General features: G+C 68.5%; 17 protein-coding genes and 1 riboswitch. Of the genes, 9 read left to right on the forward strand and 8 right to left on the reverse strand.

Annotated features, from left to right (window positions below):
- The 6 genes from MSPGM_RS05440 to urtA all read left to right on the forward strand — a co-directional run bounded on the left by MSPGM_RS05440 (position 1) and on the right by urtA (position 6,074).
- Complete coding sequence (locus MSPGM_RS05440; RefSeq protein WP_012752269.1) at positions 1–681, forward strand: urease accessory protein UreF; 681 nt, start codon at positions 1–3, stop codon at positions 679–681.
- Between the two features lie 13 nt (positions 682–694).
- On the forward strand, positions 695–1,390 hold the full coding sequence (locus MSPGM_RS05445; RefSeq protein WP_003604337.1) for an urease subunit beta: 696 nt from the start codon (positions 695–697) through the stop codon (positions 1,388–1,390).
- 15 nt (positions 1,391–1,405) lie between these two features.
- Positions 1,406–3,118: an urease subunit alpha gene (ureC, locus tag MSPGM_RS05450; protein ID WP_003604334.1), complete on the forward strand. Its 1,713-nt coding sequence runs from the start codon at positions 1,406–1,408 to the stop codon at positions 3,116–3,118.
- Complete coding sequence (gene ureG / locus MSPGM_RS05455; protein ID WP_261926193.1) at positions 3,115–3,759, forward strand: urease accessory protein UreG; 645 nt, start codon at positions 3,115–3,117, stop codon at positions 3,757–3,759. The genes ureC and ureG overlap by 4 nt, the downstream gene beginning before the upstream one ends.
- A complete protein-coding gene (locus tag MSPGM_RS05460) occupies positions 3,759–4,643 on the forward strand; it encodes an urease accessory protein UreD (protein ID WP_003604330.1) in 885 nt (294 codons plus the stop codon). Before ureG ends, MSPGM_RS05460 begins: the two co-directional genes overlap by 1 nt.
- A 189-nt stretch (positions 4,644–4,832) precedes the next feature.
- Complete coding sequence (gene urtA / locus MSPGM_RS05465; protein ID WP_003604328.1) at positions 4,833–6,074, forward strand: urea ABC transporter substrate-binding protein; 1,242 nt, start codon at positions 4,833–4,835, stop codon at positions 6,072–6,074.
- A gap of 15 nt (positions 6,075–6,089) precedes the next feature.
- Here urtA and MSPGM_RS05470 read toward each other — a convergent pair whose 3' ends face one another.
- Both MSPGM_RS05470 and MSPGM_RS05475 read right to left on the reverse strand, forming a co-directional pair.
- Positions 6,090–7,286: a DUF1624 domain-containing protein gene (locus MSPGM_RS05470; RefSeq protein ID WP_003604326.1), complete on the reverse strand. Its 1,197-nt coding sequence runs from the start codon at positions 7,284–7,286 to the stop codon at positions 6,090–6,092.
- Positions 7,286–9,487 (reverse strand): TonB-dependent siderophore receptor, encoded by a 2,202-nt coding sequence (locus MSPGM_RS05475; protein ID WP_003604324.1) that lies wholly within the window; start codon positions 9,485–9,487, stop codon positions 7,286–7,288. Before MSPGM_RS05475 ends, MSPGM_RS05470 begins: the two co-directional genes overlap by 1 nt.
- A 105-nt stretch (positions 9,488–9,592) precedes the next feature.
- Positions 9,593–9,802, reverse strand: a riboswitch (cobalamin riboswitch).
- A gap of 434 nt (positions 9,803–10,236) precedes the next feature.
- Between MSPGM_RS05475 and MSPGM_RS05480 the strand changes: the two genes are divergently transcribed.
- Positions 10,237–11,427 carry a DUF2778 domain-containing protein gene (locus MSPGM_RS05480; RefSeq protein ID WP_012752272.1) on the forward strand — a complete coding sequence of 397 codons (1,191 nt, stop codon included), beginning with the start codon at positions 10,237–10,239 and terminating at the stop codon, positions 11,425–11,427.
- Between the two features lie 124 nt (positions 11,428–11,551).
- Here the strand turns inward: MSPGM_RS05480 and MSPGM_RS05485 are convergent, their stop codons facing one another.
- Both MSPGM_RS05485 and MSPGM_RS05490 read right to left on the reverse strand, forming a co-directional pair.
- Positions 11,552–11,920: a YybH family protein gene (locus MSPGM_RS05485; protein WP_003602632.1), complete on the reverse strand. Its 369-nt coding sequence runs from the start codon at positions 11,918–11,920 to the stop codon at positions 11,552–11,554.
- A 32-nt stretch (positions 11,921–11,952) separates the two neighbouring features.
- Positions 11,953–12,396 (reverse strand): OsmC family protein, encoded by a 444-nt coding sequence (locus MSPGM_RS05490; RefSeq protein WP_003602635.1) that lies wholly within the window; start codon positions 12,394–12,396, stop codon positions 11,953–11,955.
- 266 nt (positions 12,397–12,662) lie between these two features.
- On the opposite strand from MSPGM_RS05490, the gene MSPGM_RS05495 reads away from it, so the two are divergent.
- Positions 12,663–13,112 (forward strand): PAS domain-containing protein, encoded by a 450-nt coding sequence (locus tag MSPGM_RS05495; RefSeq protein ID WP_261926194.1) that lies wholly within the window; start codon positions 12,663–12,665, stop codon positions 13,110–13,112.
- 100 nt (positions 13,113–13,212) lie between these two features.
- Positions 13,213–14,463 (forward strand): formyl-CoA transferase, encoded by a 1,251-nt coding sequence (gene frc / locus MSPGM_RS05500; RefSeq protein WP_003602639.1) that lies wholly within the window; start codon positions 13,213–13,215, stop codon positions 14,461–14,463.
- Between the two features lie 500 nt (positions 14,464–14,963).
- Here frc and MSPGM_RS05505 read toward each other — a convergent pair whose 3' ends face one another.
- From MSPGM_RS05505 to oxlT, 4 genes are all read right to left on the reverse strand, one after another.
- A complete protein-coding gene (locus MSPGM_RS05505) occupies positions 14,964–15,683 on the reverse strand; it encodes an alpha/beta hydrolase (RefSeq protein ID WP_003602641.1) in 720 nt (239 codons plus the stop codon).
- Positions 15,684–15,951: 268 nt separating this feature from the next.
- Entirely contained in the window at positions 15,952–17,703 is a 1,752-nt protein-coding gene (gene oxc, locus MSPGM_RS05510; RefSeq protein WP_003602643.1) for an oxalyl-CoA decarboxylase, read from the reverse strand.
- Positions 17,704–18,178: 475 nt separating this feature from the next.
- On the reverse strand, positions 18,179–20,524 hold the full coding sequence (locus MSPGM_RS05515) for a galactose oxidase-like domain-containing protein (RefSeq protein WP_003602644.1): 2,346 nt from the start codon (positions 20,522–20,524) through the stop codon (positions 18,179–18,181).
- A gap of 282 nt (positions 20,525–20,806) precedes the next feature.
- Entirely contained in the window at positions 20,807–22,132 is a 1,326-nt protein-coding gene (oxlT, locus tag MSPGM_RS05520; RefSeq protein WP_003602646.1) for an oxalate/formate MFS antiporter, read from the reverse strand.
- Between the last annotated feature and the right edge of the window lie 70 nt (positions 22,133–22,202).

Here is a 22,202-nt window from a genome sequence, read left to right on the forward strand (position 1 = left end):
TTGCTCGCCGCCCTCACCGCGCTCCAGCAGGCAGACACGGCCTTTCCGAGCGGCAGCTTCGCCTTCTCCAACGGCCTCGAAGGTTTGGTGGCCGAGAACCCGGCCTTCGACGAGGCGGCGCTCGCCCGCACCGTCGCGGCGGCCCTGCGCTTCCGCTGGGCCGAAACCGACCGGGTCGCGCTGATCCTGGCCCACCGCGCCGGCGGCGCCATCGAACGCCTCGCGGCCATCGACGCAGCGGTCGAGGCGGCCTCACTGGCCGAGCCGATGCGGGTCGGCAGCCGCCGCAACGGTGCCTCGCTGCTGGCCTCGCATGCCCGCCTCGGCACGCCGGGCGCCACCGACCTGCGCGCGGCCGTGCGGGCGGGCGGGCTGCTCGGTCATCTGCCCACCGTGCAGGGCGCGCTGTGGCCGGCGCTCGGCCTCGACGAGCGCGCGGCCGCATCCGTCTCCGGCTATCTCTTCGTCAGCGGGCTCACCTCGGCCGCGGTGCGGCTCGGCGCCATCGGGGCGATCGAGGCACAGCGGGTCTTGGGGGGCGCGCTGCCGCTGATCGCCGAACTACTGGAGCAGCCCGTGCCCGAGCCGGCGGGCGCCGTCGAACTCACCGGCTTCACCCCTCTGATCGAGATCGCCGCCATGCGCCAAGCCCAGGCCGAACTCCGCCTGTTCGCGAATTGAAGGAGCCGCGCCGATGCTGCTGACGCCGACCGAACTCGAACGGCTCACGATCTTCACCGCCGCCGAACTCGCCCGTAAGCGGCGGGCGCGGGGGCTCAAGCTGAACTACCCGGAAGCCGTGGCGATCATCACCGACGAGATCCTGGAGGGGGCTCGCGACGGGCGCACGGTCGCCGACCTGATCGGCTGGGGCTCGACCATCCTGACCACCGGTGACGTGATGCCGGGCGTCGCCTCGATGATGCCGATCTTGCAGGTCGAGTGCGTCTTCCCCGACGGCACCAAGCTCGTCACCGTGCACGAGCCGATCCGGCCTGCGGAAGGGGCGGAGCCCGACACGCTGGAGCCCGGCGCGATTCTGCCGACGGAGGGCGAGATCGAGCTTGGTGCCGGGCGCCCGCGGGTCACGATCGAGGTCGTCAACACCGGCGACCGGCCGGTGCAGATCGGCTCGCACTACCACTTCTTCGAGGTCAACCGGGCGCTCGATTTCGACCGCGCCAAGGCGCTGGGCTTTCGCCTCGACATCCCGGCGGGCACGGCGGTCCGGTTCGAGCCGGGCCAGCGCAAGAGCGTGACGCTGGTGGGGTTCGGCGGCGAGCGCGAGCTCACCGGACTCAACAACCTGACGCAAGGCAAGCTCGATACCGACGCGGCCCGCGCCGACGCGCTGGCGCGCGCCAAGGCCTGTGGCTTCAAGGGCGCCTGAGGGAGACGCGGAAACATGGTCACGATCCCAAGGCGCGATTACGCCGCCCTCTACGGCCCCACCACCGGCGACGGCGTGCGGCTCGCCGACACCTCTCTCATCGCGGTGGTCGAGCACGACCACGCAGTCTACGGCGACGAGTGCCTGCATGGCGGCGGCAAGACTCTTCGGGATGGCATCGGGCTCGCGCCCGGCGTCACGGCGGCGCAGGGCGCGCTCGATTTCCTGCTGTGCAATGTCCTCGTGATCGATCCCGTCCTCGGCATCGTGAAGGGCGATCTCGGCATCAAGGACGGGCGCATCGTCGGCCTCGGCAAAGCTGGCAACCCGGCGATCATGGACGGCGTCGATCCGCGCCTGATCGTGTCGGCCGGCACCACGGTGCGCGACTGCGAGGGGCTGATCGCGACGCCCGGCGCCATCGACGTTCACGTGCACTTCGATTCCGCCGGCCTGCCCGACCACGCCATCGCCTCAGGGATCACCACCCTGCTCGGCGGCTCGCTCGGGCCGATCACCGTCGGCATCGATTCCGGCGGGCCGTTCAACACGGGGAAAATGCTCCAGGCGGCGGAAGCCTGGCCCGTCAATTTCGGCTTTTTGGGAAGGGGCAACACCCACAAGCCGGCAGCCTTGAAGGAACAGCTAGAAACCGGCGTCCTTGGCCTCAAGATCCACGAGGATTGGGGGGCGATGCCGGCGGCGATCGATGCCTGCCTCGGCTTTGCCGACGAATACGACTTCCAGGTCCAGCTGCACACCGACACGCTCAACGAGTCGGGCTTCGTGGAGGACACGCTGGCCGCGATCGGCGGCCGCACGATCCACATGTACCACACCGAGGGCGCGGGCGGCGGGCACGCGCCCGACATCATCCGCGTGGCGGGGCTGCCCCACTGCCTGCCCTCCTCGACGAACCCGACCAATCCCTACACGGTCAACACGTTCGACGAGCACCTCGACATGACGATGGTGTGCCACCACCTCAACCCGGCTTTGCCGGAGGATGTAGCGTTTGCCGAGAGCCGCATCCGGGCGCAGACCATCGCGGCCGAGGACGTGCTGCACGATATCGGCGCGATCTCGATGCTCGGCTCCGACAGCCAGGGCATGGGCCGCATCCACGAGGTGATCTGTCGGACATGGCAGCTCGCCTCCAAGATGAAGGACCAGCGCGGCGCCCTGCCGGAGGAGCGGCCGGGCTTCGGCGACAATGCCCGGATCAAGCGCTACATCGCCAAATACACGATCAACGCCGCGCGCACTTTCGGCATCCAAGAGCATATCGGCTCGCTGGAGCCCGGCAAGATGGCCGACATCGTGATCTGGCGCCCGGCCTTCTTCGGCATCAAGCCGGAACTCGTGATCAAGGGCGGCTTCATCGCCTGGGGCGCCATGGGCGATTCCGCGGCCTCCCTGATGACCTGTGAGCCGATGCTGATGCGCCCGCAATGGGGCGCGTTCGGGCTGGCCAAGCAGGGCCTGTCGGCCTGCTTCGTCCACCCGCTCGCCATCGAAGGGGGACTGCGCGAGAGCCTTGGCCTTCGCAAAGGCCTGCTGCCGGCCCGCGGCACCCGCACGCTGACCAAAGCCGACATGCTCTGGAACGACGCCTGCCCGGATATCCGGGTCGATCCGCAGACCTTCGAGGTCTTCGTGGACGGGGAACTCGCCACCTGCGAGCCCGCCACCGTCCTCCCGCTCGCCCAACGCTACATGCTGCGATGACCACTTCCCCCTCCCCTGCCCTCCCTGAATCCGTCACCGCCGCCCGCATCGGCATCGGCGGCCCGGTCGGTTCGGGAAAGACTGCGCTGATCGAGCGGCTGATCCCGGCGCTTCAGGCCCGCGGCGTCGATCTCGCGGTCGTCACCAACGACCTCGTCACCAAGGAGGATGCCGAGCGCCTGCGCCGCTCCGGGCTGATCGACCCGGCCCGGGTCGAGGCGGTGGAGGCCGGCGCCTGCCCGCACACCGTCATCCGCGAGGACCCGACCCTCAACATCGCCGCCGGCGACGATCTCGAGGCGAAGTTTCCGGGACTCCAGCTCCTGATCTTCGAGTCGGGGGGCGACAACCTCGCCTCGACCTTCTCCCTCGATCTGGTCGATTGGTGGATCTTCGTGCTCGACGTGGCGGGTGGCGACGACATCCCGCGAAAGCGCGGCCCCGGCGTGCTGCGCTGCGACCTCCTCGTCATCAACAAGACCGATCTCGCACCCCATGTCGGCGTCGATCTGCCCGGCATGCTGGCGGAGGCCGCCCGAGTCCGGGGCGCGAAGCCCGTGGCCGCCACCAATGCCCGCTCCGGCGAGGGCGTCGAGGCGGTGGCCGACGCGATCTGCCGCGCCGTGCTGTTCGCGCCCTGATGGCCCTGTCGCTGGATGGCCTTCCCGAAAAGCCCGCCCCGGCCGAGGCACCCTCCCCTCCGGTCGGGCGCCGGGTGCAGGCGTCCCTCGTCTTCGCCCGCGGCGGGGGCACCACCGTGCTGTCGCGGCAGGTCGTGCCCTACCCGTTCCACATCACCCGCGCGTTCCGGATGCATCCGGAGAGCCCCGACCTCGCAACCCTCTACCTGCAATCGGCCTCGGGCGGCCTCTACGCCGCCGACCACCTCACCCTCGCGGTCCAGGCCCGGTCCGGCGCGCGGGTCCATGTCACGACCCAGGCCGGCACGGTCGTGCATCGCGGCGGCCCCGAACCCTCGCGCCAGGAGACGCGGCTCACCATCGCCGCGGATGCCTTCCTGGCGCTCAATCCCGATCCGCTGATCCTGTTTCCGGGTGCCCATCTCGCTGTCTTCACCGAGATCACCGCCGAGCCCGGCGCCCGCGCCATCGTCACCGAGAGCGTCGCCTGTCACGACCCCACGGGCGAAGACCGGCCGTTCGACCGGCTCGATCTCGGCCTGACGATCCGTGACCCCGAGGGCCACGCGCTGGTGCGGGAGCGCAGCCGCATCGACGGGAGGGCGTTCACGGCGCCGGATTCACCGATGGGGCCTCACCGCGCCTACGGCACGATGGTCGTGCTCGGCGCCCCCGACGACGCGCGCCTGGCCGGCCTCCATCTGAGACAGGCGGCCGACGCGGCGGGCTGCCTGACCGGCGTGAGCCCGCTGCCCAACGGCGCGGGACTCGGCCTGCGCCTGCTTGCCCCGGACGGCGGTGCGCTGTCGGCGGGCATGGATGCGGTGTTCCGGATCGTGTTCGAGACCTTGAGCGGGTGCGCCCCCGGCCGGCGCCGAAAGTAGAGATTATCCCGAAACGACCAGCCGGACGGCACATCGCGAGAAATATGGGCAGGCCGCCCAGCAATTCCCCTTGATACAAATCGGTTTCCTGAGAAGAAATACGCACGGGGGCATCGGCCTCGTCTGGCGGCCACAGGGCCGTCATTCGGACCGATTGGCCGAATGACGTTCGAAGGAATTCGAAGAGACATGCGCTCGCGTGACCGAAACGACGCCCACTTCCATCTCCGCCGCCGGCTTCTGCTCGGCCTTGCCGCCTCTCCGCTCCTAAGTGCCCTGCCCGGACGTGCTCTTGCGCAGACCGGCGCGGGCGCGCTCGCCGTCACCGACAAGGAGGTGACCATCGGCATCCTGCACTCGATCAGCGGCACCATGGCGATGTCCGAGACCGGGGCGACGCAAGGGGAAAGGCTCGCCATCGAACAGATCAATGCGAGCGGCGGCATCCTCGGCCGCACGGTGAAGGTGATCCAGGAGGACGGCGCCTCCGACTGGCCGACCTTTGCCGAGAAGGCGCGCAAGCTCGTCGTCAACGACCATTGCGCGGCGGTGTTCGGCTGCGTGACCTCGGCCTCGCGCAAGGCGGTGCTGCCGGTCTTCGAGCAGTACAACGGGCTTCTGTACTATCCGACCTATTACGAGGGCCTGGAGCAGTCGAAGAACGTGATCTACACCGGCCAGGAGGCGACCCAGCAGACGCTCGTCGCCCTCGACTGGGTGACGAAGGAGAAGGGCGCCAAATCCTTCTTCATGGTCGGCTCGGACTATATCTGGCCGCGCACCACCAACAAGATTGCGACCAAGCACATCACCAACGTGACCAAGGGCACGATCGTCGGCGAGGAATACTTCCCGCTCGGGCACACGCAGTTCAACTCGGTCATCAACAAGATCAAGCTCAAGAAGCCGGACGTCATCTTCGCCACCGTCGTCGGCGGCTCGAACGTCGCCTTCTACAAGCAGCTCAAGGCGGCCGGCATCGACCTCAAGAAGCAGACGCTGGTGACGGTGTCCGTGACCGAGGACGACGTCGATGGCATCGGCGGCGAGAACATCGCCGACGCCTATAGCTGCATGAAGTACTTCCAGTCGGTCAAGACCCCGGCCAACGAGGCCTTCGTCGCCGCCTTCAAGAAGCGCTGGGGCGACAAGACCGTCATCGGCGACATCACCCAGGCCGCCTATCTCAGCCCCTTCCTGTGGAAGGCGGCGGTGGAGAAGGCCGGTTCCTTCGAGGTCGATAAGGTGATCGCCGTTTCACCGGGCCTCGAGATCAAGGACGCACCGGAAGGCGCCGTGAAGATCCACGAGAACCATCACCTCTGGGCCAAGACCCGCGTCGCCCGCGCCCGGCCGGACGGGCAGTTCGACGTGGTCTACGAGAGCCCGGAGCTGATCGAGCCGAACCCGTTCCCGAAGGGGTATCAGTAGGCGGCTCGGGCGGGGTCAGAGGTAGCTCAGACCCCGCCACCGGCTGCGCCGCTTCAGCCGCACCATCCAGAGGCAGGCCGGGTAGAGGGCCAGCGCGAACAGTGCCGCGATCAGCCAGATCTGAAACGGGGCGCTGACTTCGATCCGGCCGGAGGGACCCGCAAGGCCGAAGGCGGCCAGGCCGTCATAGGTCAGGCGCAGGGCCCATAAGTGCAGCAGGTAGAAGAACAGCGGCACCCCGCCAAAGACGGTAAGCCAGCCTAGACGCCGTTCCGGCAGGCGCTCGAACAGCGCGAGCAGCAGCAGGCCGGGACCGAGGGTCGCGAGCAGGAAGTCGGCCGAGGGCGGATATTTGGTGAGGTTGACGAAGGACAGGGCGTCCGCGCCCCAATCCTTGCCCGCCAGCCACGGATGCGGATCACCGTAGCCGTTGAGGCCGCGCAGGATCAGGAAGGCGACAAGGCTGGCGAGCCCGAGGGCGACGAGGCCTCGGCGGCGCGCGGCCGGGTCGACGCCCGCGCCGTAGAGCGGCCCCAGCGCGTAGCCCGCGGCGATCACGCCGATCCAGGGCAGCACCGGATAGGAGGTGCGCGCCGCGCCCCAGGGCAGCGGGATCAGGCCGCGCTGATGCAGCACCGCCCAGAGGGCGTAGCCCGGCTGATCGGGCGTGAGCACAAGGCCGTCGAGCGCGTTGTGCCCGAGCATGATCGCCAGGCCTACGCCGATCAGCGCCGGACGCGGCAGCCAGAGCAGGGCGGCGAGCGCCATCATGCTGAGACCGATCGCCCAGATGACCTGCAGGTAGAGGATCGGCGGCAGCAGGGCACGGGTCCAGGCGAGGTTCACCAGGGTCACTTCGAGAGCGACCAGGAAGAGTCCGCGCTTGATGAGGAAGGCGGAGGTCGCGGCACGGCTGCCGTGCTTCTGCCCGTAGAGGCTCGCCGAGAGCCCCGTCAGCAGCAGGAAGACTGGGGCGCAAAAATGCGAGGCGGCCCGCGTCAGGAACAGGCCGGGCGGGGTCGCCGTGAGGTTCACCGGGTCGCTCACCTGGGCGTGCAGGTAGAAGAACTCCCGCGCGTGATCGACCAGCATCAGCAGCATCACGAGCCCGCGCAGGGCATCGATGGCGCCGATGCGGGTGCGTGGCGCGACCCCCGCGGCGATGGGAGCCGGTGCGGACGCATCCATGGCCGCCCCTTGGTGGGCGCTCATCAGAACCGCACCGTCATCGTTCCGGTGAAGCGCCGGGGGGCGCCGGGATAGACCCGGAAGCGGTTGAGGGAGCTCTCGTAATACTCGGTGTCGAACACGTTCTCGATGTTCAGCCCGAAGCGGAAGTTTTCGTAGCGGTAATAGGCGAGCGCATCGACCGCGATATAGGCCGGCAGGGAGAAGCTGTTGACCGCGTCCGCCGCGCGCTCGCCGACGCCGCGCACGCCGCCGCCGAGCCCGAGCCCCTTCCACGGGCCGGCCTGCACCTCGTGGACGGCGAGCAGGCTGCCAGAATGGCGCGGCACGTTGATGAGCGGCGTGCCGGCCGGCAAGGTCGGATCTTCGGTGACCACGGCCTCCGCGTAGACGTATCCCGCCAGCAGCTTGATCTCCGGCGTGATCTGGCCGGCGGCGGTCAGCTCGAAGCCTTGGCTGCGCACCCCGCCGACCGCCACCGAGAAACCGCTGCCGTTGGCCTCCGGCGTCAGCACGTTCTCCCGGTCGATGCGGAAGGCGGTGCCGGTCAGCGCCAGCGCGCCGCCATAGAGGTCGAGCTTGGCCCCGACCTCGTAGCCGATGCCGGTTTCCGGCGCGAACGGCCCGGAGGCGGAGGCGGCGGCAGCATCGGGACCGATATTGGGGCGGAAACTCGTGCCGACATTGGCGTAGAGGGAGAGTTCGGGCAGCGGCTGGTAGACGAGGCCGGCGCGGGGCGTCGCGGCAAAGTAGGCCTGATCGACCTGGGACCGCGGGATGCGCTCGCGGAACGACTGTTCGAAGAAGTCGAAGCGCACGCCGAGCAGCGCCTTCCATTCGGGCGTGAGGACGATCTGGTCCTGCGCATAGAGCGCGGTGTTGGTGATCCGCTCGAGGTTGTTGCGGAAGCGGTCGATCGGCGGCAGCGGCTGGCCGTAGCGCGGATCATAGATGTCGATGGCGAAGGTCGAACCCGGTCGGATCGTCGAGCGGTTGTAGACGACTCGGCTGTCGGTGCTCTCGCGCTCGAAGCCGAGCAGCATGGTGTGGCCGATCCCGGCGGTGTCGAAGCGCCCGACCACCTCCGCCTGGCCGATCGCCACGTCCCAGCGGTAGTCGCGGATATTGCGGTCGCGCGAGACGGTGCGGTTGTCGGCGGCGATGGCGCGGATCTCGGCGGATTCACCCTCCAGCGTGCCGGTGTTGAAGTGGGTGGCGAGCCGCATCTGCCAATCGGCGTTGAAGCGGTGATCGACGCGGACCTGCATCGTGTTGTTGGTCTGATAGGTGCTCTGGCCCGGCTCGCCGAGGAAGCGCGAGATCGGCAAGAGCCCGAGCCGCCCGTTGAGGGCGATGACGCCGCGGTCGAAGACGATGCGGTTGCGCAGGAACTCGGTCTCGACGGTGATGCGCGTGTCCGGCGTGATCTGCCAGCTCAGGACGGGCGCCACGAGCAGCCGGTCGCTGTCGACGAAATCGCGAAAGCTGCCCTGGCGGCCGGCGGCGAGATTGAAGCGGTAGGCGAGCGTGCCCTCCTCGTTCAGCGCGCCGCCGGAATCGACCGTGCCGCGGAACTGCCCGAACGAGTCCCACAACCCGCCCATCTCGACGAAGCGCTCGACGGTCGGCTGCTTGGTGATGATGTTGACGAGCCCGCCCGGATCGCTGCGCCCGAACAGCCCGCCGCCGGGACCTTTGAGCACCTCGACGCGCTCGACGTTCTGGGCGTCGGGCGGGGGCGGCGTGCCGCGGTTGAGCGGAAAGCCGTTCTTGTAGATCTCGGACGTGGTCACGCCGCGAATGGCGTAGCTGAACACCGACAGGCCGCCGAAATTGTTCTGCTGCGCCACGCCCGGCGTGTAGTTGAAGACGCGATCGACGCGGGTGGCGGCGAGATCCGTGATGACCTCGCGCGGGGCGACCGTGACGATCTGGGGCACGTCGCGCTGGGGCGTGTCGGTCTTGGTGCTGCTCACCGCGCGGTCGGCACGGTAGCCCGGCGTCGGCCCGATCAGGCCGATCGTGCCGGCGGCGCTGGTCCGGCCGTCCGATGCGCCGTTGCCGACGCCGCGGCCTTCGCCCTCGACCGCCAGTTCCTCCAGGGTGACCGATTCCTGCGCCCGCGCCTCCGGGCCGTGCAGGCCGGCGCAGAGCAGCGCGGCGAGCACCCAAGGCGGGCGCCGGGCCGGGACGTCGATGGCGTTCAGGATCGTCCGAACTGTCACAAGGCGCGCTCTGGCTGTTCGGGTGCGGGCCCGAGCGGGTGCCCCGCCGGGAGCGCAGGGGAACGCTCTCGCCGATCAGGCACGCCGCCGGAGCACCCCGCCCGGGGGACATCGTCGCGCCAAGGCAGGTCTCCTGGCTCACGGGTCAGCGCCTCCGTCTCGGCCTTCCCGGTGCAGGGCACCAGTGACCTTCGACGACGGTGGCTCGCCGCTCACAGTTGCGGGGGCAGCTTCGGCCTCGCCCGGACGGGCTTACCGAATTCCCTCTTAGCCCTCGGACATGCGTCCGGGGGAACCTTGGCCGCAGCAATTTCGCTGCGATGCGGCGCAGGGTCAACAGACCGGCCAATGAAATGTAACAACATCACACAACCTGTGGCCCGTAGAGCACAAGGGCTCGGCGAGAAGCCCCGTGGCGGCTGCGCTTCTCGCGGCGGCCTGAAGGCGGGCACGCGAGACGATGGCGATCATCCGATTGGCCTCGTCATTGAGTGCACACCGCGCCGCAGCGGTGGAGAGAGGCCGCCCCCTCATGGCGCGGCGGAGCCACTGAGAATCCGCATCGAACGTTTTTCGAAGGACGTGACCGAGCTTTAGGCAAGATTAACCAAGATCCCGTTGAATGACGAAGGCTTAAGGTTGATCCTTCCCTAATCGGCGAAGCCATCTCGTTTTGTCATTCTGGCACAGATAGCCGGGGATGACGGCGGGAGGCCGTGTGGGATCCGCGTTGTCGAGTACCGCCCGCAATGGACATCGCCGAGCTCGTCCAGAGTCGCTCCGCCCGGCCCGTCATCCGCCGTCGGCGCCGCCCGCCTGTCGCGGCGCTCGCGCTGACCGCCCTCGGGGGTCTCGCGGTCGCCGGGATCCTGCAACCGCAGGATCGCGCTGCGCCCGCCCCCGTGGAAACCGCGCAGGTCTCGGCCGAGGCCGAAGGGGCGGAGACCGTGCAGGCCGCGCCCGGCGCGCTGGCCTGGATGCTCGACCCCACTCCCGTGCTCGACACCGCGTCCGGCGGCTTCGTCCCGCGGACCGCGCAGGTGTCCGCCTTCCGGGCGCCGCCCGTGGCGGAGCCTTCCAAGTCGCAGCCTGCCCCATCGGAGCCGGTCACGACCCTGGCCGCCCTCCCCGCGGAACAGGCCGCCGACGCCGCGCCCGCCGTCACGCCGCGCCCGGCCGCGCCGACGGCCCGCCTCGCCCTTACGGTGCCGCTGCCAGTGCGGCGGCCCGACGAATTCCGCTACGAGCCGCGCACGCAGACCGCCCGGGCGGCGACGCCTCGGATCGCCACCGCATCCACGGCGCGCGCCTCCACCGAGCCGACCCGCAGCGTGTTCAGCGCCGCGGTGACCGACAACCGCAACTTCCTCGAGAAGATGTTCGATCTGCCGGGTTCGACGCCCACGCCGTCCTCGGACAAGGCGATGGCCTATGCCGGACTCGACAGCGGGGCGGTCGATTCGGCCGCGCGGCGCCGCGTCGTGCCCGGCCCGGTCTCCGAGCCGGGGGTCGCCGTCTACGACATCAGCGCCGCCACCGTGACGCTGCCGAGCGGCGAGGTGCTGGAGGCCCATTCCGGCCTCGGCGTCGCCCAGGACAACCCCGACCACGTCCATATCCGGATGCGCGGCGCCACCCCGCCCGGAGTCTACGACCTGCGGGAGCGCGAGGCGCTGTTCCATGGGGTGCGGGCGATCCGCCTCAATCCGGTCGGCGGCTCGGCCGCCATCCACGGGCGCGACGGCATCCTCGCCCATACCTACATGCTGGGCCCGAGCGGCGCCTCGAACGGCTGCGTCGTGTTCCGGAACTACACCCGCTTCCTCCAGGCCTATCTGAGCGGCGAGGTCCGGCGCCTGGTCGTGGTGCCCGGCACCGCCCCCGGCGTCTTCGCCAGCCGGCGCAACGCCACGCCGCGCCGCTCGGCCTCGGCGGATTAACAGGTTTCCAAAGGAATCATTCCTTTGGCCGGGACATCGGGGCAGCGCCCCGACGTCCCTTCACCAGGGCTCTGCCCTGGACCCGCGAAAGGACTTGTCCTTTCGAAACCCGCTTTGGAGCCCGTCAGGATTTGGCGACGGGCTTGAGCTTGAGCTGGTCGATGGCCCAGCGCCACGTCCCGTCCGATTGCCGGCGGGCCGACTCAACCGAGAGCGCGCCGTTCGGCAGCCGCGCGAAGGTCAGCGCGAGGTCGCCGTTGCGGATCGCCGGCAGGGTCTCGGGTTCGGGGAAGTCCGACTTGCGCGCGAGCAGATCGGTATAGAAGCGGCGGATCTCGTCGTGGCCGGTCGCCACGATATCGCCCGCGGCCACCACCGCCTGCGGCTCGTACAGGGCGACCAGCCCTTCGGCATCGCCGGCATTGGCCCGTTCGTTGAAGAGGCGGGCCAGATCCTCCGGCTCACGTGCCACGTCCCGCTGCGTCTCGCTCATCGCTCGTTCCTCCCTGTCTGTTTCAGGCCTGTCTATTTCAGGCGGTTGCCCTGGCCGTCCCGCACCGCGACCGCTACCGGAACGCCGGCCTTGACGCTCTCGGACACGGTGCAGAACTGCTCGAACTGAGCGAGCACGCGGTCGAGCCGGTCCATCGACTCGGCGGGCGCGCCGAGCGCGATATCGACCTCGATCCCGACGAGGCGCAGGCGGCCTTCCGCGTTGCGGGCCACGCGCCCGATCGCCTCGGCGCTCACGCCCCCACCCTCCTGCCGGTACTTGCCGAGCGCGAAGGCGAGGCTCGCGCACAGACAGTTGCTCACGGCGGCGATCAGCACCTGCTCAGGCGAGGGACCGGTGCCGCCACCGATCGGCTCGGGCTCGTCCGTCAGCAACGGCACGAAGCTCTCGCCGAAATCGATTCGGAAGGCATAGGCCTCGATCTGCCGGATCCGAATGCTGTGCTTGTCCGACATCGTGGCCTCCTCGCCTCCCTATCAACCCACCGCTGCGCGATCTCGTTCGAGCCCCGCACTGTGCCTTGACCTGCCATTCGTATCTGGTATACCAGATGCCAATGACGAGCCACCGGAAAGAGCGATCTCGATCCGGAAGGCCCGAGACCCGGGAAGCCAAGGAGGCAACGCCTGCCATGACCGAACGCGGCATCCTCGACAGACATCGCATCTCTCCGCTCACAGCGCGGCCTCAGGGCTAGCAACCGGCGGAAGGGGGGCAACCGATGGCCCAATCGCAGACCTTCGACACGTCCGGCCTTGTCGCGGCGATCGGTGACGCGGTGGTGATCTCCGACGCGGACGGACGGATCGTCGTCTGGAATCCGGCCGCGGAGCGGATCTTCGGCTTCTCGGAAGCCGAGGCGCTCGGGGAGAGCCTCGACCTCATCACCCCGGAGCGTCACCGCCGACGCCACTGGGACGGCTACGCCAAGACGATGCGTACCGGTGAGACCCGCTACGGCACGTCGCTGCTCAAGGTTCCGGCCCTGCACAAGGATGGCCGGGCCCTGTCGATCGCCTTCACCGTCGCGCTGCTGCACGGCGCGGCGGGCGAGGTCACCGGCATCGCCGCGGTCATCCGCGACGAGACCGAGCGCTTTCAGGAAGAGCGCTCCCTGCGCCGCCGCGTGGCGGAGCTGGAACAGGCTTTGGGCACCCTCGTCTGCGCCTGAAGGCGGGGGGCCTGAGCCATTCAGCAATATTACCGACCTTAATATTTTTCGATTTTCCAACAAAGACCCACAACGAAGTCGAAATAGGGAGAAGACCGAAATGACCCAGCCGCTCGACGGGATCAGAATCATCGATTTCACCCACGTCCAGGCGGGCCCCGCCTGCACCCAGCTCCTCGCGTGGTTCGGGGCGGACGTGATCAAGGTCGAGCGTCCGGGCTCGGGCGACGTGACGCGCAACCAGCTTCGCCACGTCGAGGACGCGGATGCGCTCTACTTCACGATGCTCAACTCCAACAAGCGTTCGCTGACGCTGGACACCAAGAACCCGCAGGGCAAGGAAGTCCTGGAAAAGCTGATCCAAGAATCCGACGTGATGGTCGAGAATTTCGGCCCCGGCGCGCTCGATCGCATGGGCTTCACCTGGGCCCGCATCCAGGAGCTCAACCCGGGCATGATCCTCGCCTCGGTGAAGGGCTTCTCCGACGGGCACCACTACGAGGATCTGAAGGTCTACGAGAACGTGGCCCAGTGCGCGGGCGGTGCCGCCTCGACCACCGGCTTCTGGGACGGCCCGCCCACCGTGTCGGCCGCCGCACTCGGTGACTCGAACACCGGCATGCATCTGGCCATCGGCATCCTCACGGCGCTGCACCAGAAGACCAAGACCGGCAAGGGCCAGAAGGTCGCCGTGTCGATGCAGGATTCGGTGATCAACCTCTGCCGGGTGAAGCTGCGCGACCAGCAGCGTCTCGATGCCATCGGCTACCTCGAGGAATACCCGCAATACCCGCACGGCGAGTTCACGGACGTGGTTCCGCGCGGCGGCAACGCGGGCGGCGGCGGCCAGCCGGGCTGGGTGCTCAAGTGCAAGGGCTGGCAGACGGACCCGAACGCCTACATCTACTTCACGATCCAGGGCCACGCCTGGGCCCCGATCTGCAAGGCGCTCGGCCGTGAGGAGTGGATCGACGATCCGGCCTACAACACGCCCCGCGCCCGCCAGGACAAGATCTTCGAGATCTTCGCCATCATCGAGGATTGGCTGGCCGACAAGACCAAGTTCGAGGCCGTCGATATCCTGCGCAAGTTCGACATCCCGTGCTCGCCGGTGCTGTCGATGAAGGAGATCGCCGCCGATCCGTCGCTGCGCGCCAGCGGCACCATCGTCGAGGTGCCGCACCCCAAGCTCGGCTCGTATCTGACCGTCGGCTCCCCGATCAAGTTCTCGGACCTGAAGGTCGACATCAAGGCTTCGCCGCTTCTGGGCGAGCACACCGACGAGGTCCTCGCCGGCCTCGGCTACTCGCCCGAGCAGATCGCCGCAATGCACGAGTCGCGCGCGGTCTAAAGGGGAAGCGGCAGCGCGGATCTCCGCGCTGCCCGTACAGGATGGCCAGTCTCTTTCGGCCATGATCCTCCCGGGACGGGGCATCGCCCCGGGAGCGCATGACCGGGCATGACGCCCGGGTTTCTTCCTCCTCCGATGACTTTCCCGGGCCGACTCCGTCGGTCCGGTTTTTCGTTGTTTGGGTCTTTGATACAGTATTCGTTTGATCAAACCTGATCACAGCGAAAGCCGAGCGTTCCCCCCTCCCCGCACGCGCGGGGGAGAGGGCCACGTCTCCCCCTTGTCGGGGAGCGTGGCGAGGCGGCAGCCGACGGTGAGGGGGCTTGGCCGGAAGAGCCTCTTCCAGAGTCGCCCCCTCACCGCCGCTCCGGCTTCGCCTGCGCTTCCTGTCTGCGCGACAGGGTGCAGACAGGCCTCTCCCCGCACGCGGGGAGAGGGGAAATCCGCCGTCCCGTCGAGATCAACCGGATTTGGGGTAGAGGCGCGTTCGCCCGCGCCGCCTAACCGAAGAAATCGCCCAGGAAGAAGTCCACGGCCTGGCTCACCACGTCCGGATTGTAGGCGTGCGGGCCGTCATACTCGACATAGGTGAGGTCGTACCCCGCCGCCCGAAGCAGCCGGGCATGGTTGTGGGCGCTCCGGTCGATCGGGATCTGCTCGTCGCGGGTGCCATGCGACAGGAAGATTTTGGGCGCACCGGCCTGAACCTGCACCGACATGAACCCGGCGGACGACACGATCAGGTGGCTGACCCGGTCACCGTTGGTGAGCCCGAGGGACAGCGCGTAACTGCCGCCGTCCGAATGGCCCGCGAAAGCGAGATGGCCTGGGTCGAGTAGGAAGCGGTCGGCGACCTCGGCGAGCGCCCGGTCGAGCCGCTCGCGGTCCGGCCCGTTGCCGGCGATCACGAGATCCCAGGTCGGGTGCAGCGATTGCGGCGCGAGCAGCAGGAAGCCGCGCTTGTCGGCATGGGCCTCCAGCATCGGCAGGATCTTTTCGGCGCTGCCACCGCCGCCATGGAACAGGACGACGAGCGGCGTCGGCAGGCGGGCGTCGATATGCTCGGGCACGCGGAGCATCGCGTCGCGGGTCTCGAACAGGCAAAGCGCGTGGCGGCCCGGCGGCAGCGGCGGCTTGCCCGGTAGCCGTGGCAGGAAGGCGAGCCGGCCGGCCAGCCGGGGATCGAGAGCAACCGTCGGATCGAAGGCGGAGGAGGACATGGGGCGTCTCTCGCGGGTGCAGCCCGACGCCGCCCCTCATGCTGAGGTGCCGGCGACGGCGGGCCTCGAAGCAACCCGAAACGCTGACCCTCCCCGGTGTCTGGAAAGGCCGTCTCGGGTCTTTCGCCGCGCGTGCTTCGAGGCGTTCGCTTCGCTCCGCACCTCAGCATGAGGGACGGAAGGGCTTGCCGGACAAAAAAGGACCGCGGCGCCCAGTTCGGGCACCGCGGTCCGGCTCAGTCGAAGCGGTGGGAGGGCAGTGCCCGCCTCACTTCTTCTTCAAGGTGCTCTGCGGGTTGAGGCTGCCGATATTGCCGCTCTCGCTGCCGGCGGCCGGGTCGATCTCCGCATTGATCAGAGTCGGCTTGCCGGAATTCATCGCCTCGTCCACGGCCCGCTTCAGCTCGTCCGGCGTAGTGACGTTCACGCCGACGCCGCCGAAGGCCTCCATCATCTTGTCGTAGCGGGAGTTCTTGACGAAGACGGTGGTGCCCGGATCGCGGCCGGTCGGATCGGTGTCGGTGCCGCGATAGATGCCGTTGTTGTTGAAGATGACGATGCAGACCGGCAGCTCGTAGCGGCAGATGGTCTCCACCTCCATGCCGGAGAAGCCGAAGGCCGAGTCGCCCTCGACCGCCAGCACCGGCTTGCCGGTCTCGACGGCGGCCGCGACGGCGAAGCCCATGCCGATGCCCATCACGCCCCAGGTGCCGACGTCCAGGCGCTTGCGCGGCTGGTACATGTCGATGATGCCGCGAGCCAGATCGAGGGTGTTGGCACCCTCGTTGACGAGGATCGCGTCGGGCCGCTCCTTGATGACCGTCCGGAGCGCCCCGAGCGCCGAGTGGAAGCACATCGGCGAGGAGTTCTTCATCAGCTTCGGGGCCATCTTGGCGATGTTGGCCTCGCGCTTGCCCCGCAGCGTCTCCAGCCAGTTGGAGGGCGCGCCCTTCCAGTCCTTGCGGATGCCGTCGAGCAGTGCCTCGACGCAGGAGCCGATATCGCCCACCACCGGCGCGACGATCTCGACGTTCGAGTCCATCTCGCGCGGCTCGATGTCGATCTGGATGAAGCGCTTCGAGCCAGGCTCGCCCCAGGTCTTGCCCTTGCCGTGGGAGAGCAGCCAGTTCAGGCGGGCGCCCACCAGCAGCACCACGTCGGAATCCTTGAGCGCGGTGGAGCGGGCCGCACCGGCCGAGAGCGGGTGGGTGTCGGGCAGGAGGCCCTTGGCCATGCTCATCGGCACGTAGGGGATGCCGCTTTCCTCGACGAGCGCACGCACCGCCTCGTCGGCCTGGGCGTAGGCCGCGCCCTTGCCGAGGATGATGAGCGGACGCTCGGCCGACTTCAGCACGTCGAGCGCCCGGGCGATGGCGGCCGGGGCCGGGAGCTGGGCCGGGGCCGCATCGATCACCTTGACCAGCGAGCGCGCGCCGAGATCGGCATCGATGACTTGCGAAAAGAGCTTGGCGGGCAGATCGAGATAGACGCCGCCGGGCCGGCCGGAGACGGCAGCGCGGATCGCGCGGGCCACGCCGATGCCGATATCGGCGGCGTGCAGCACGCGGAAGGCGGCCTTGCACAGCGGCTTGGCGATGGCGAGCTGGTCCATCTCCTCGTAGTCGCCCTGCTGCAGATCGACGATCTCGCGCTCGGAGGAGCCGGAGATCAGGATCATCGGGAAGCAGTTGGTGGTGGCGTTGGCCAGCGCGGTCAGGCCGTTGAGGAAGCCCGGCGCTGAGACGGTGAGGCAGATGCCCGGCTTCTTGGTGAGGAAGCCGGCGATCGCGGCGGCGTTGCCCGCATTCTGCTCGTGGCGGAAGGAGATGACCCGCAGACCCTCGGCCTGGGCCAGACGGCCGAGATCGGTGATCGGGATGCCGGGCACGTTGTAGATCGTCTCGATGCCGTTGAGCTTGAGCGCGTCGATGACGAGGTGGAAGCCATCCGTCAGCTCCGGCTCCTCGTGGGGCATCGCGCCCGCGGTGATCGCGTCGATGTTCTGGGCCTGGACGGTCATGCGGCGTTCTCCCTTGTGGTGCGGATGCTCTTGTCCGGCGCGGGGCCCGATGGCGTCGGGCCAAGCTCGTTTCGCGCCTGCTGCTGCGCCGCGCGCAGCGTGCGGACCGGTCTTGGGCGGCCGGCCTTGTTGCGACACAGCTGGCATACCAAATACCAACAGGCCGGTCAAACGAAACGCATGGCGTTGCATCCGCACGCGGGAAGCGTCGGGGGAGCGGTCGAAAAAGGGGTCGCAGGATCCAGGGTGTCAGAGACGACGCGTCGGGAGACGGACCTCCCGACGTCCGGCGGCCATGGTCGCCGAACGGAGGGCCAACGGCGGGCTTGTCGTCAGCGGCTTCTGATCACACTCGGCATGGTGCTGAAGCGTGCCCGGCCTCGTCGTAAGCAGCCGGCCAGAGCGGCTGCGGGCTGAGACACCGGCCCGCGTGACACCACGAAAGCGTTGAAGGTCTGGTCGGCGAAGGGCGGGGCTACTCTCGATAGACGTTGCCGTCCGGGCCGACCGTGATGAGGCTTCCCCCTCTCGCGACCGCCAAGCTGATGGCCTTCGTCGGATTGTGCTGCCAGTTCCGGGTGACGTCGTCGCCAGCCTTCGTCCAGATCTCGTTGGTGAACTTGTTGGTGACGGCGATGCGGCCATCTCCGGCTGTCGCGAGGTCGCCGACGCTCTCCCCGACCTGCGTCCATTTTCCGCCTTTCTCGATCCGGTGGACGTTGCCGTCCATCCCGATCGCCCAGTAGGCAAGGCGGCTCATCGGCACGACCCGGAGCGCGGCGCCGGGCATGTAGCTCCAGGCCTCCACGTCGTCGTCGGCGTTCTTGACGTAGATGTTGTCCTCGATGTTCGTGATGGCGACCGTCCCGTCCTCCGAGGCCGAGATCGTCCGGCCGCCATGCCCGACCTGCTTCCACGCATTGCCATTGTAGCGCAGGATGCTTCCATCGGTGGCCAAGCCGTAGATGCTGTTGGCCGTCACGACGGCCACGTCCACCATCGGCTTCGGAGCGGGGATCGGCGCGGCGCTCTGGCCGCCCGTCAGCCGCCAGAGCGTCCCGGCCTGGGCGTTTACGACGACGGTCGTGCCGTCGCGGCCGCGCGAGACGCGCTTCGAAAGCTCGCCGATCTGCGCCTTGATCGGCCCCTTCCCGGCCGGCCCCGCGACGGGCGCGGCCATCCCGCCGATCGAGACGATGATGCCGTTCGAGGGAACGCCGGCCGCGTCGAGAAGGAAGGCCATGTAGTAGCCCGGAGGAGCGATGTTGGGGCTGCCGGGCATCACCACCGACACCGTCCGGCCGGTCTGGGAGAAGGCCGCCGGGATGTAGCGCTGGCTGCTGTCGAAGCTGTGCGTCGCCGTCCCGAGGGCGACGAGGGCGACCCTGGAAATGCTGTCGTCGCCCGCGAGCGAGACCGTCAGCCGCGCGCCGTAGTCGAAGGTCTTGGCATTGACGCTGGCGACACGCGGACGCGGCGCAAGCACCTGCCGGCCCTGGTCCGTCCTGAACAGGTAGGGCGGATAGTAGATCTCGGCGTTGAAGTTCGTGACCGGTCCGGGAACGCCCCCGCCGGTCACCAGAACGGTGGCGTTGGGCAGGAGCACCGCCGCCGAGTGGTAGCCGCGATAGGTGGCCGCGCTCGCGCCCGTCTTCCAGCGGCCGGTGCGGGGATCCCAGAGTTCAGCCGGGTAGACGGCGTCGGCGCCCGCGTTGTCGGCGAAACGGGTGCCGCCGGTGACGGCGACGGTGCCGTCGGGGAGGATTGTCGAGTTCGCCCATTGCCGCGGGTTGGCCATCGGCGCCACCTCGGTGAGGACGGGTGCCGCGCCGCGGATATCGATCACTGTCGCGGCCGCGCTCGAGGGCGTGGCATGCTCGTTCGAGGCTCCGTTGCCGCCCACCTGCAGGATCCGCCCGACATCGAACATCGCCGCCGTCGAGGTCGGGCCGGTATTCGGTCGCCGGAAGGCATTGAAGCCGGTCTTGAAGTTGCCGAGCGTCCTGGTGGCGCCGCGGCCGTTCGGATCGAGCGACCACATCTTGTCGGCCGAGATCCCGAAGACCCGGCCGTTCGGCGCAACCCACATCCGCGGATACCACCACCGATTGAAGTCGGGACCGAACGCGTCGCGACTGGTCGCACCGGGCAGCGTGCTCCAGCCGGCGCCGGGCGTGTAGATTTCCGGCGTCATCGAGACGTCGCCCTGGGCGATCGCGGTGGCAGGCCCTCTGAAGGCGTTCACGACGTAGGGGGCGCCGCCGCCCGTGATGAGGATGCGGCCATCCGTCAGAGTCAGCATCGAGGCGTACCAGCGCTGATACGCGAGCTGCGAGGCGGCGGCCGTCGGCGTCGCGGTCTTCGGGTCGAACAGGGTGCTGGCCCGCGACGAGTAATTGTTGCTCACGGCACTGCCGCCGGAGATCAGCATCGCGCCCGACTTGAGGAAGGCGGCCGCGCTGCAGAAGCTGTCGATGAACTGCGCGTTCGGCAGGGTGTAGTGTGCGGCAGGATCGTCGAGGCCCCGGGCCGGGTCCCACAGGTCGAAGGTGCGCCCGTCATGCACGTCCCCGCCGAGGGCGGTGCCGTATGTCATGACGGTGCCGGAGGGCATCAGCGTCGCGTGGATGCCGACCAGCGGCCAGCCCCTCACCGGCGACCACATTCCCACCACGGAGGCGTTGGGCCCGACCCGGAGGTTGTCCACGAGCGGGTCCGGTTCGTTGCCGATGGCGACCTGCGCGAACGACGAACCGGGCACCGCCATCAAGACCAGGGCCGTCACAAGCCGGCCGACACGGTGGAAAGTGAAGTCCGACACCCTGCGAATCTCCCGATGACGATGGGAGACTTCCTTCTCACAATGACTAGAAATGAAACATAGGTTTAGATCGAAACTCAGTAATCTGCCGCGCTGGTTGCGCCGATTTGTGCACGCCAACCAGCAGCTTTGCTTCTTCCCGCCCGGGGATCAGTCCCGGCAGACGGCCAGACGTCATTTCGTCGGCCGTCACGTCGGGGCAGGAAATTCAATGGCCGGGAATTCGGCTGGGCGGCCGCCTCGACGCGAGCCGTCGAGGCGGCGGACCATCGTTCGAGGCCCTCAGGCCAACTTCACCGCGCGAGCCTCCGCCGCGTCGGCGATCTCGGCCTCCGCCGCGAGGTAGCGCCGCCGCATCGGCTTCAGCACGAAGACCGCCAGCGCCGCGGCTAGGATGTTCAGCCCGATGATGAGGCCGAACACAGCCGACCAGCCGTAGGAGGCCGACAGCACGCTGGCCAAGGGGACGAGGAAGGCCGCCGTCCCCTTGGCCGTATAGAGGAGGCCGGCGTTGCTGGCGGCGTATTTCGAGCCGAACGTGTCGCCGCAAGTGGCCGGGAACAGCGAGTAGATCTCTCCGAACACGCCGAAATACATCGCCGTGCACAGAACGAAGACGACCGGATTACGCCCGTAGCCGAGGAGCAGAATGCAGGCCGTCGCAGCGATCACGAAGGCGATGAACATCGTGTTCTCGCGGCCGATGTTGTCGGACACCCAGCCGAAGAAGGGCCGGCCGAACCCGTCGAAGATGCGGTCGAGCGAGATCGCCAGGGTGAGCGCGGCCATCTGCAGGCCGAACAGGTTCATCGTCACGTCGGCGACCTTGAAGTCGTGGGCGATCGGCGCGATCTGCGCCGCCGCCATCAGGCCGCCGGAGGCGACCATCACGAACATCGCGTACATCGTCCAGAACACGGGGGTGCGCACCGCTTCCTTCGGACTACGGTCGATCTTGGTCTGGGGAAGGCGCAGGTTCTTGCGCCGGATCGGCACGGCGACCGACGGCTTGCGCAGCAGGAAGGACAGCAGGACGACGACCAATCCCTGGCCGAGCCCGAAGACGAGGAAGGCCCTCTGGTAGCCGCTCGCGGCGATCATGTGGGCGATCGGCACCACGGTGGCCGCCGCTCCCGCGCCGAAGCCCGCCGCCGTCGCACCCGCCGCCAGGCCGCGGCGATCCGGGAACCATTTCAGGGCGTTGCCGACACAGGTGCCGTAGACCGAACCGGCGCCGATCCCGCCGATCACCGCCGCGGCGTAGAGCAGGGAAAGCGAGTCGGCGTAGGCGTTCAAGGTCCAGGACAAGGCGATCATGACGCCGCCGAATCCGACCACGATGCTCGGCCCGTAGCGATCGACGAACCACGTCTCGATCGGCACCAGCCAGGTTTCGGTGGCGACGAAGATCGTGAAGGCGAACTGGATCGCCGTGCGCCCCCATTGGTGCTGCGCGTCGATCGGATCGACGAAGAGCGTCCAGCCGTACTGAAGGTTGGCGATCATGGCCATGCAGAGCACGCCGAAGGCGAGTTGCCACCACTTGGCGGAAGGCGCATCCGGAGGCGCCTGGAGCGGCACGTGTTGCTCGGCCGGTTGGTGTACCATCCGGTTCTCTCCCTGAACGTTTCTCGTGCTCCCCTAGCGCCACATCATGCACAATGATGCTAGGCATACA

Source organism: Methylorubrum sp. GM97, assembly GCF_024347855.1.
Classification (GTDB): domain Bacteria; phylum Pseudomonadota; class Alphaproteobacteria; order Rhizobiales; family Beijerinckiaceae; genus Methylobacterium; species Methylobacterium extorquens.

Excerpts from the sequence above, each read along its gene's own strand:
- ureC (WP_003604334.1), top strand. The coding sequence starts at position 1,406 with ATGGTCACGATCCCAAGGCGCGATTACGCCGCCCTCTACGGCCCCACC.
- MSPGM_RS05445 (WP_003604337.1), top strand. The coding sequence starts at position 695 with ATGCTGCTGACGCCGACCGAACTCGAACGGCTCACGATCTTCACCGCC.
- MSPGM_RS05490 (WP_003602635.1), bottom strand. The coding sequence starts at position 12,396 with ATGTCGGACAAGCACAGCATTCGGATCCGGCAGATCGAGGCCTATGCC.
- MSPGM_RS05495 (WP_261926194.1), top strand. The coding sequence starts at position 12,663 with ATGGCCCAATCGCAGACCTTCGACACGTCCGGCCTTGTCGCGGCGATC.
- MSPGM_RS05470 (WP_003604326.1), bottom strand. The coding sequence starts at position 7,286 with ATGAGCGCCCACCAAGGGGCGGCCATGGATGCGTCCGCACCGGCTCCC.
- ureG (WP_261926193.1), top strand. The coding sequence starts at position 3,115 with ATGACCACTTCCCCCTCCCCTGCCCTCCCTGAATCCGTCACCGCCGCC.
- oxlT (WP_003602646.1), bottom strand. The coding sequence starts at position 22,132 with ATGGTACACCAACCGGCCGAGCAACACGTGCCGCTCCAGGCGCCTCCG.
- MSPGM_RS05480 (WP_012752272.1), top strand. The coding sequence starts at position 10,237 with ATGGACATCGCCGAGCTCGTCCAGAGTCGCTCCGCCCGGCCCGTCATC.
- frc (WP_003602639.1), top strand. The coding sequence starts at position 13,213 with ATGACCCAGCCGCTCGACGGGATCAGAATCATCGATTTCACCCACGTC.
- MSPGM_RS05460 (WP_003604330.1), top strand. The coding sequence starts at position 3,759 with ATGGCCCTGTCGCTGGATGGCCTTCCCGAAAAGCCCGCCCCGGCCGAG.
- MSPGM_RS05505 (WP_003602641.1), bottom strand. The coding sequence starts at position 15,683 with ATGTCCTCCTCCGCCTTCGATCCGACGGTTGCTCTCGATCCCCGGCTG.
- oxc (WP_003602643.1), bottom strand. The coding sequence starts at position 17,703 with ATGACCGTCCAGGCCCAGAACATCGACGCGATCACCGCGGGCGCGATG.
- MSPGM_RS05485 (WP_003602632.1), bottom strand. The coding sequence starts at position 11,920 with ATGAGCGAGACGCAGCGGGACGTGGCACGTGAGCCGGAGGATCTGGCC.
- urtA (WP_003604328.1), top strand. The coding sequence starts at position 4,833 with ATGCGCTCGCGTGACCGAAACGACGCCCACTTCCATCTCCGCCGCCGG.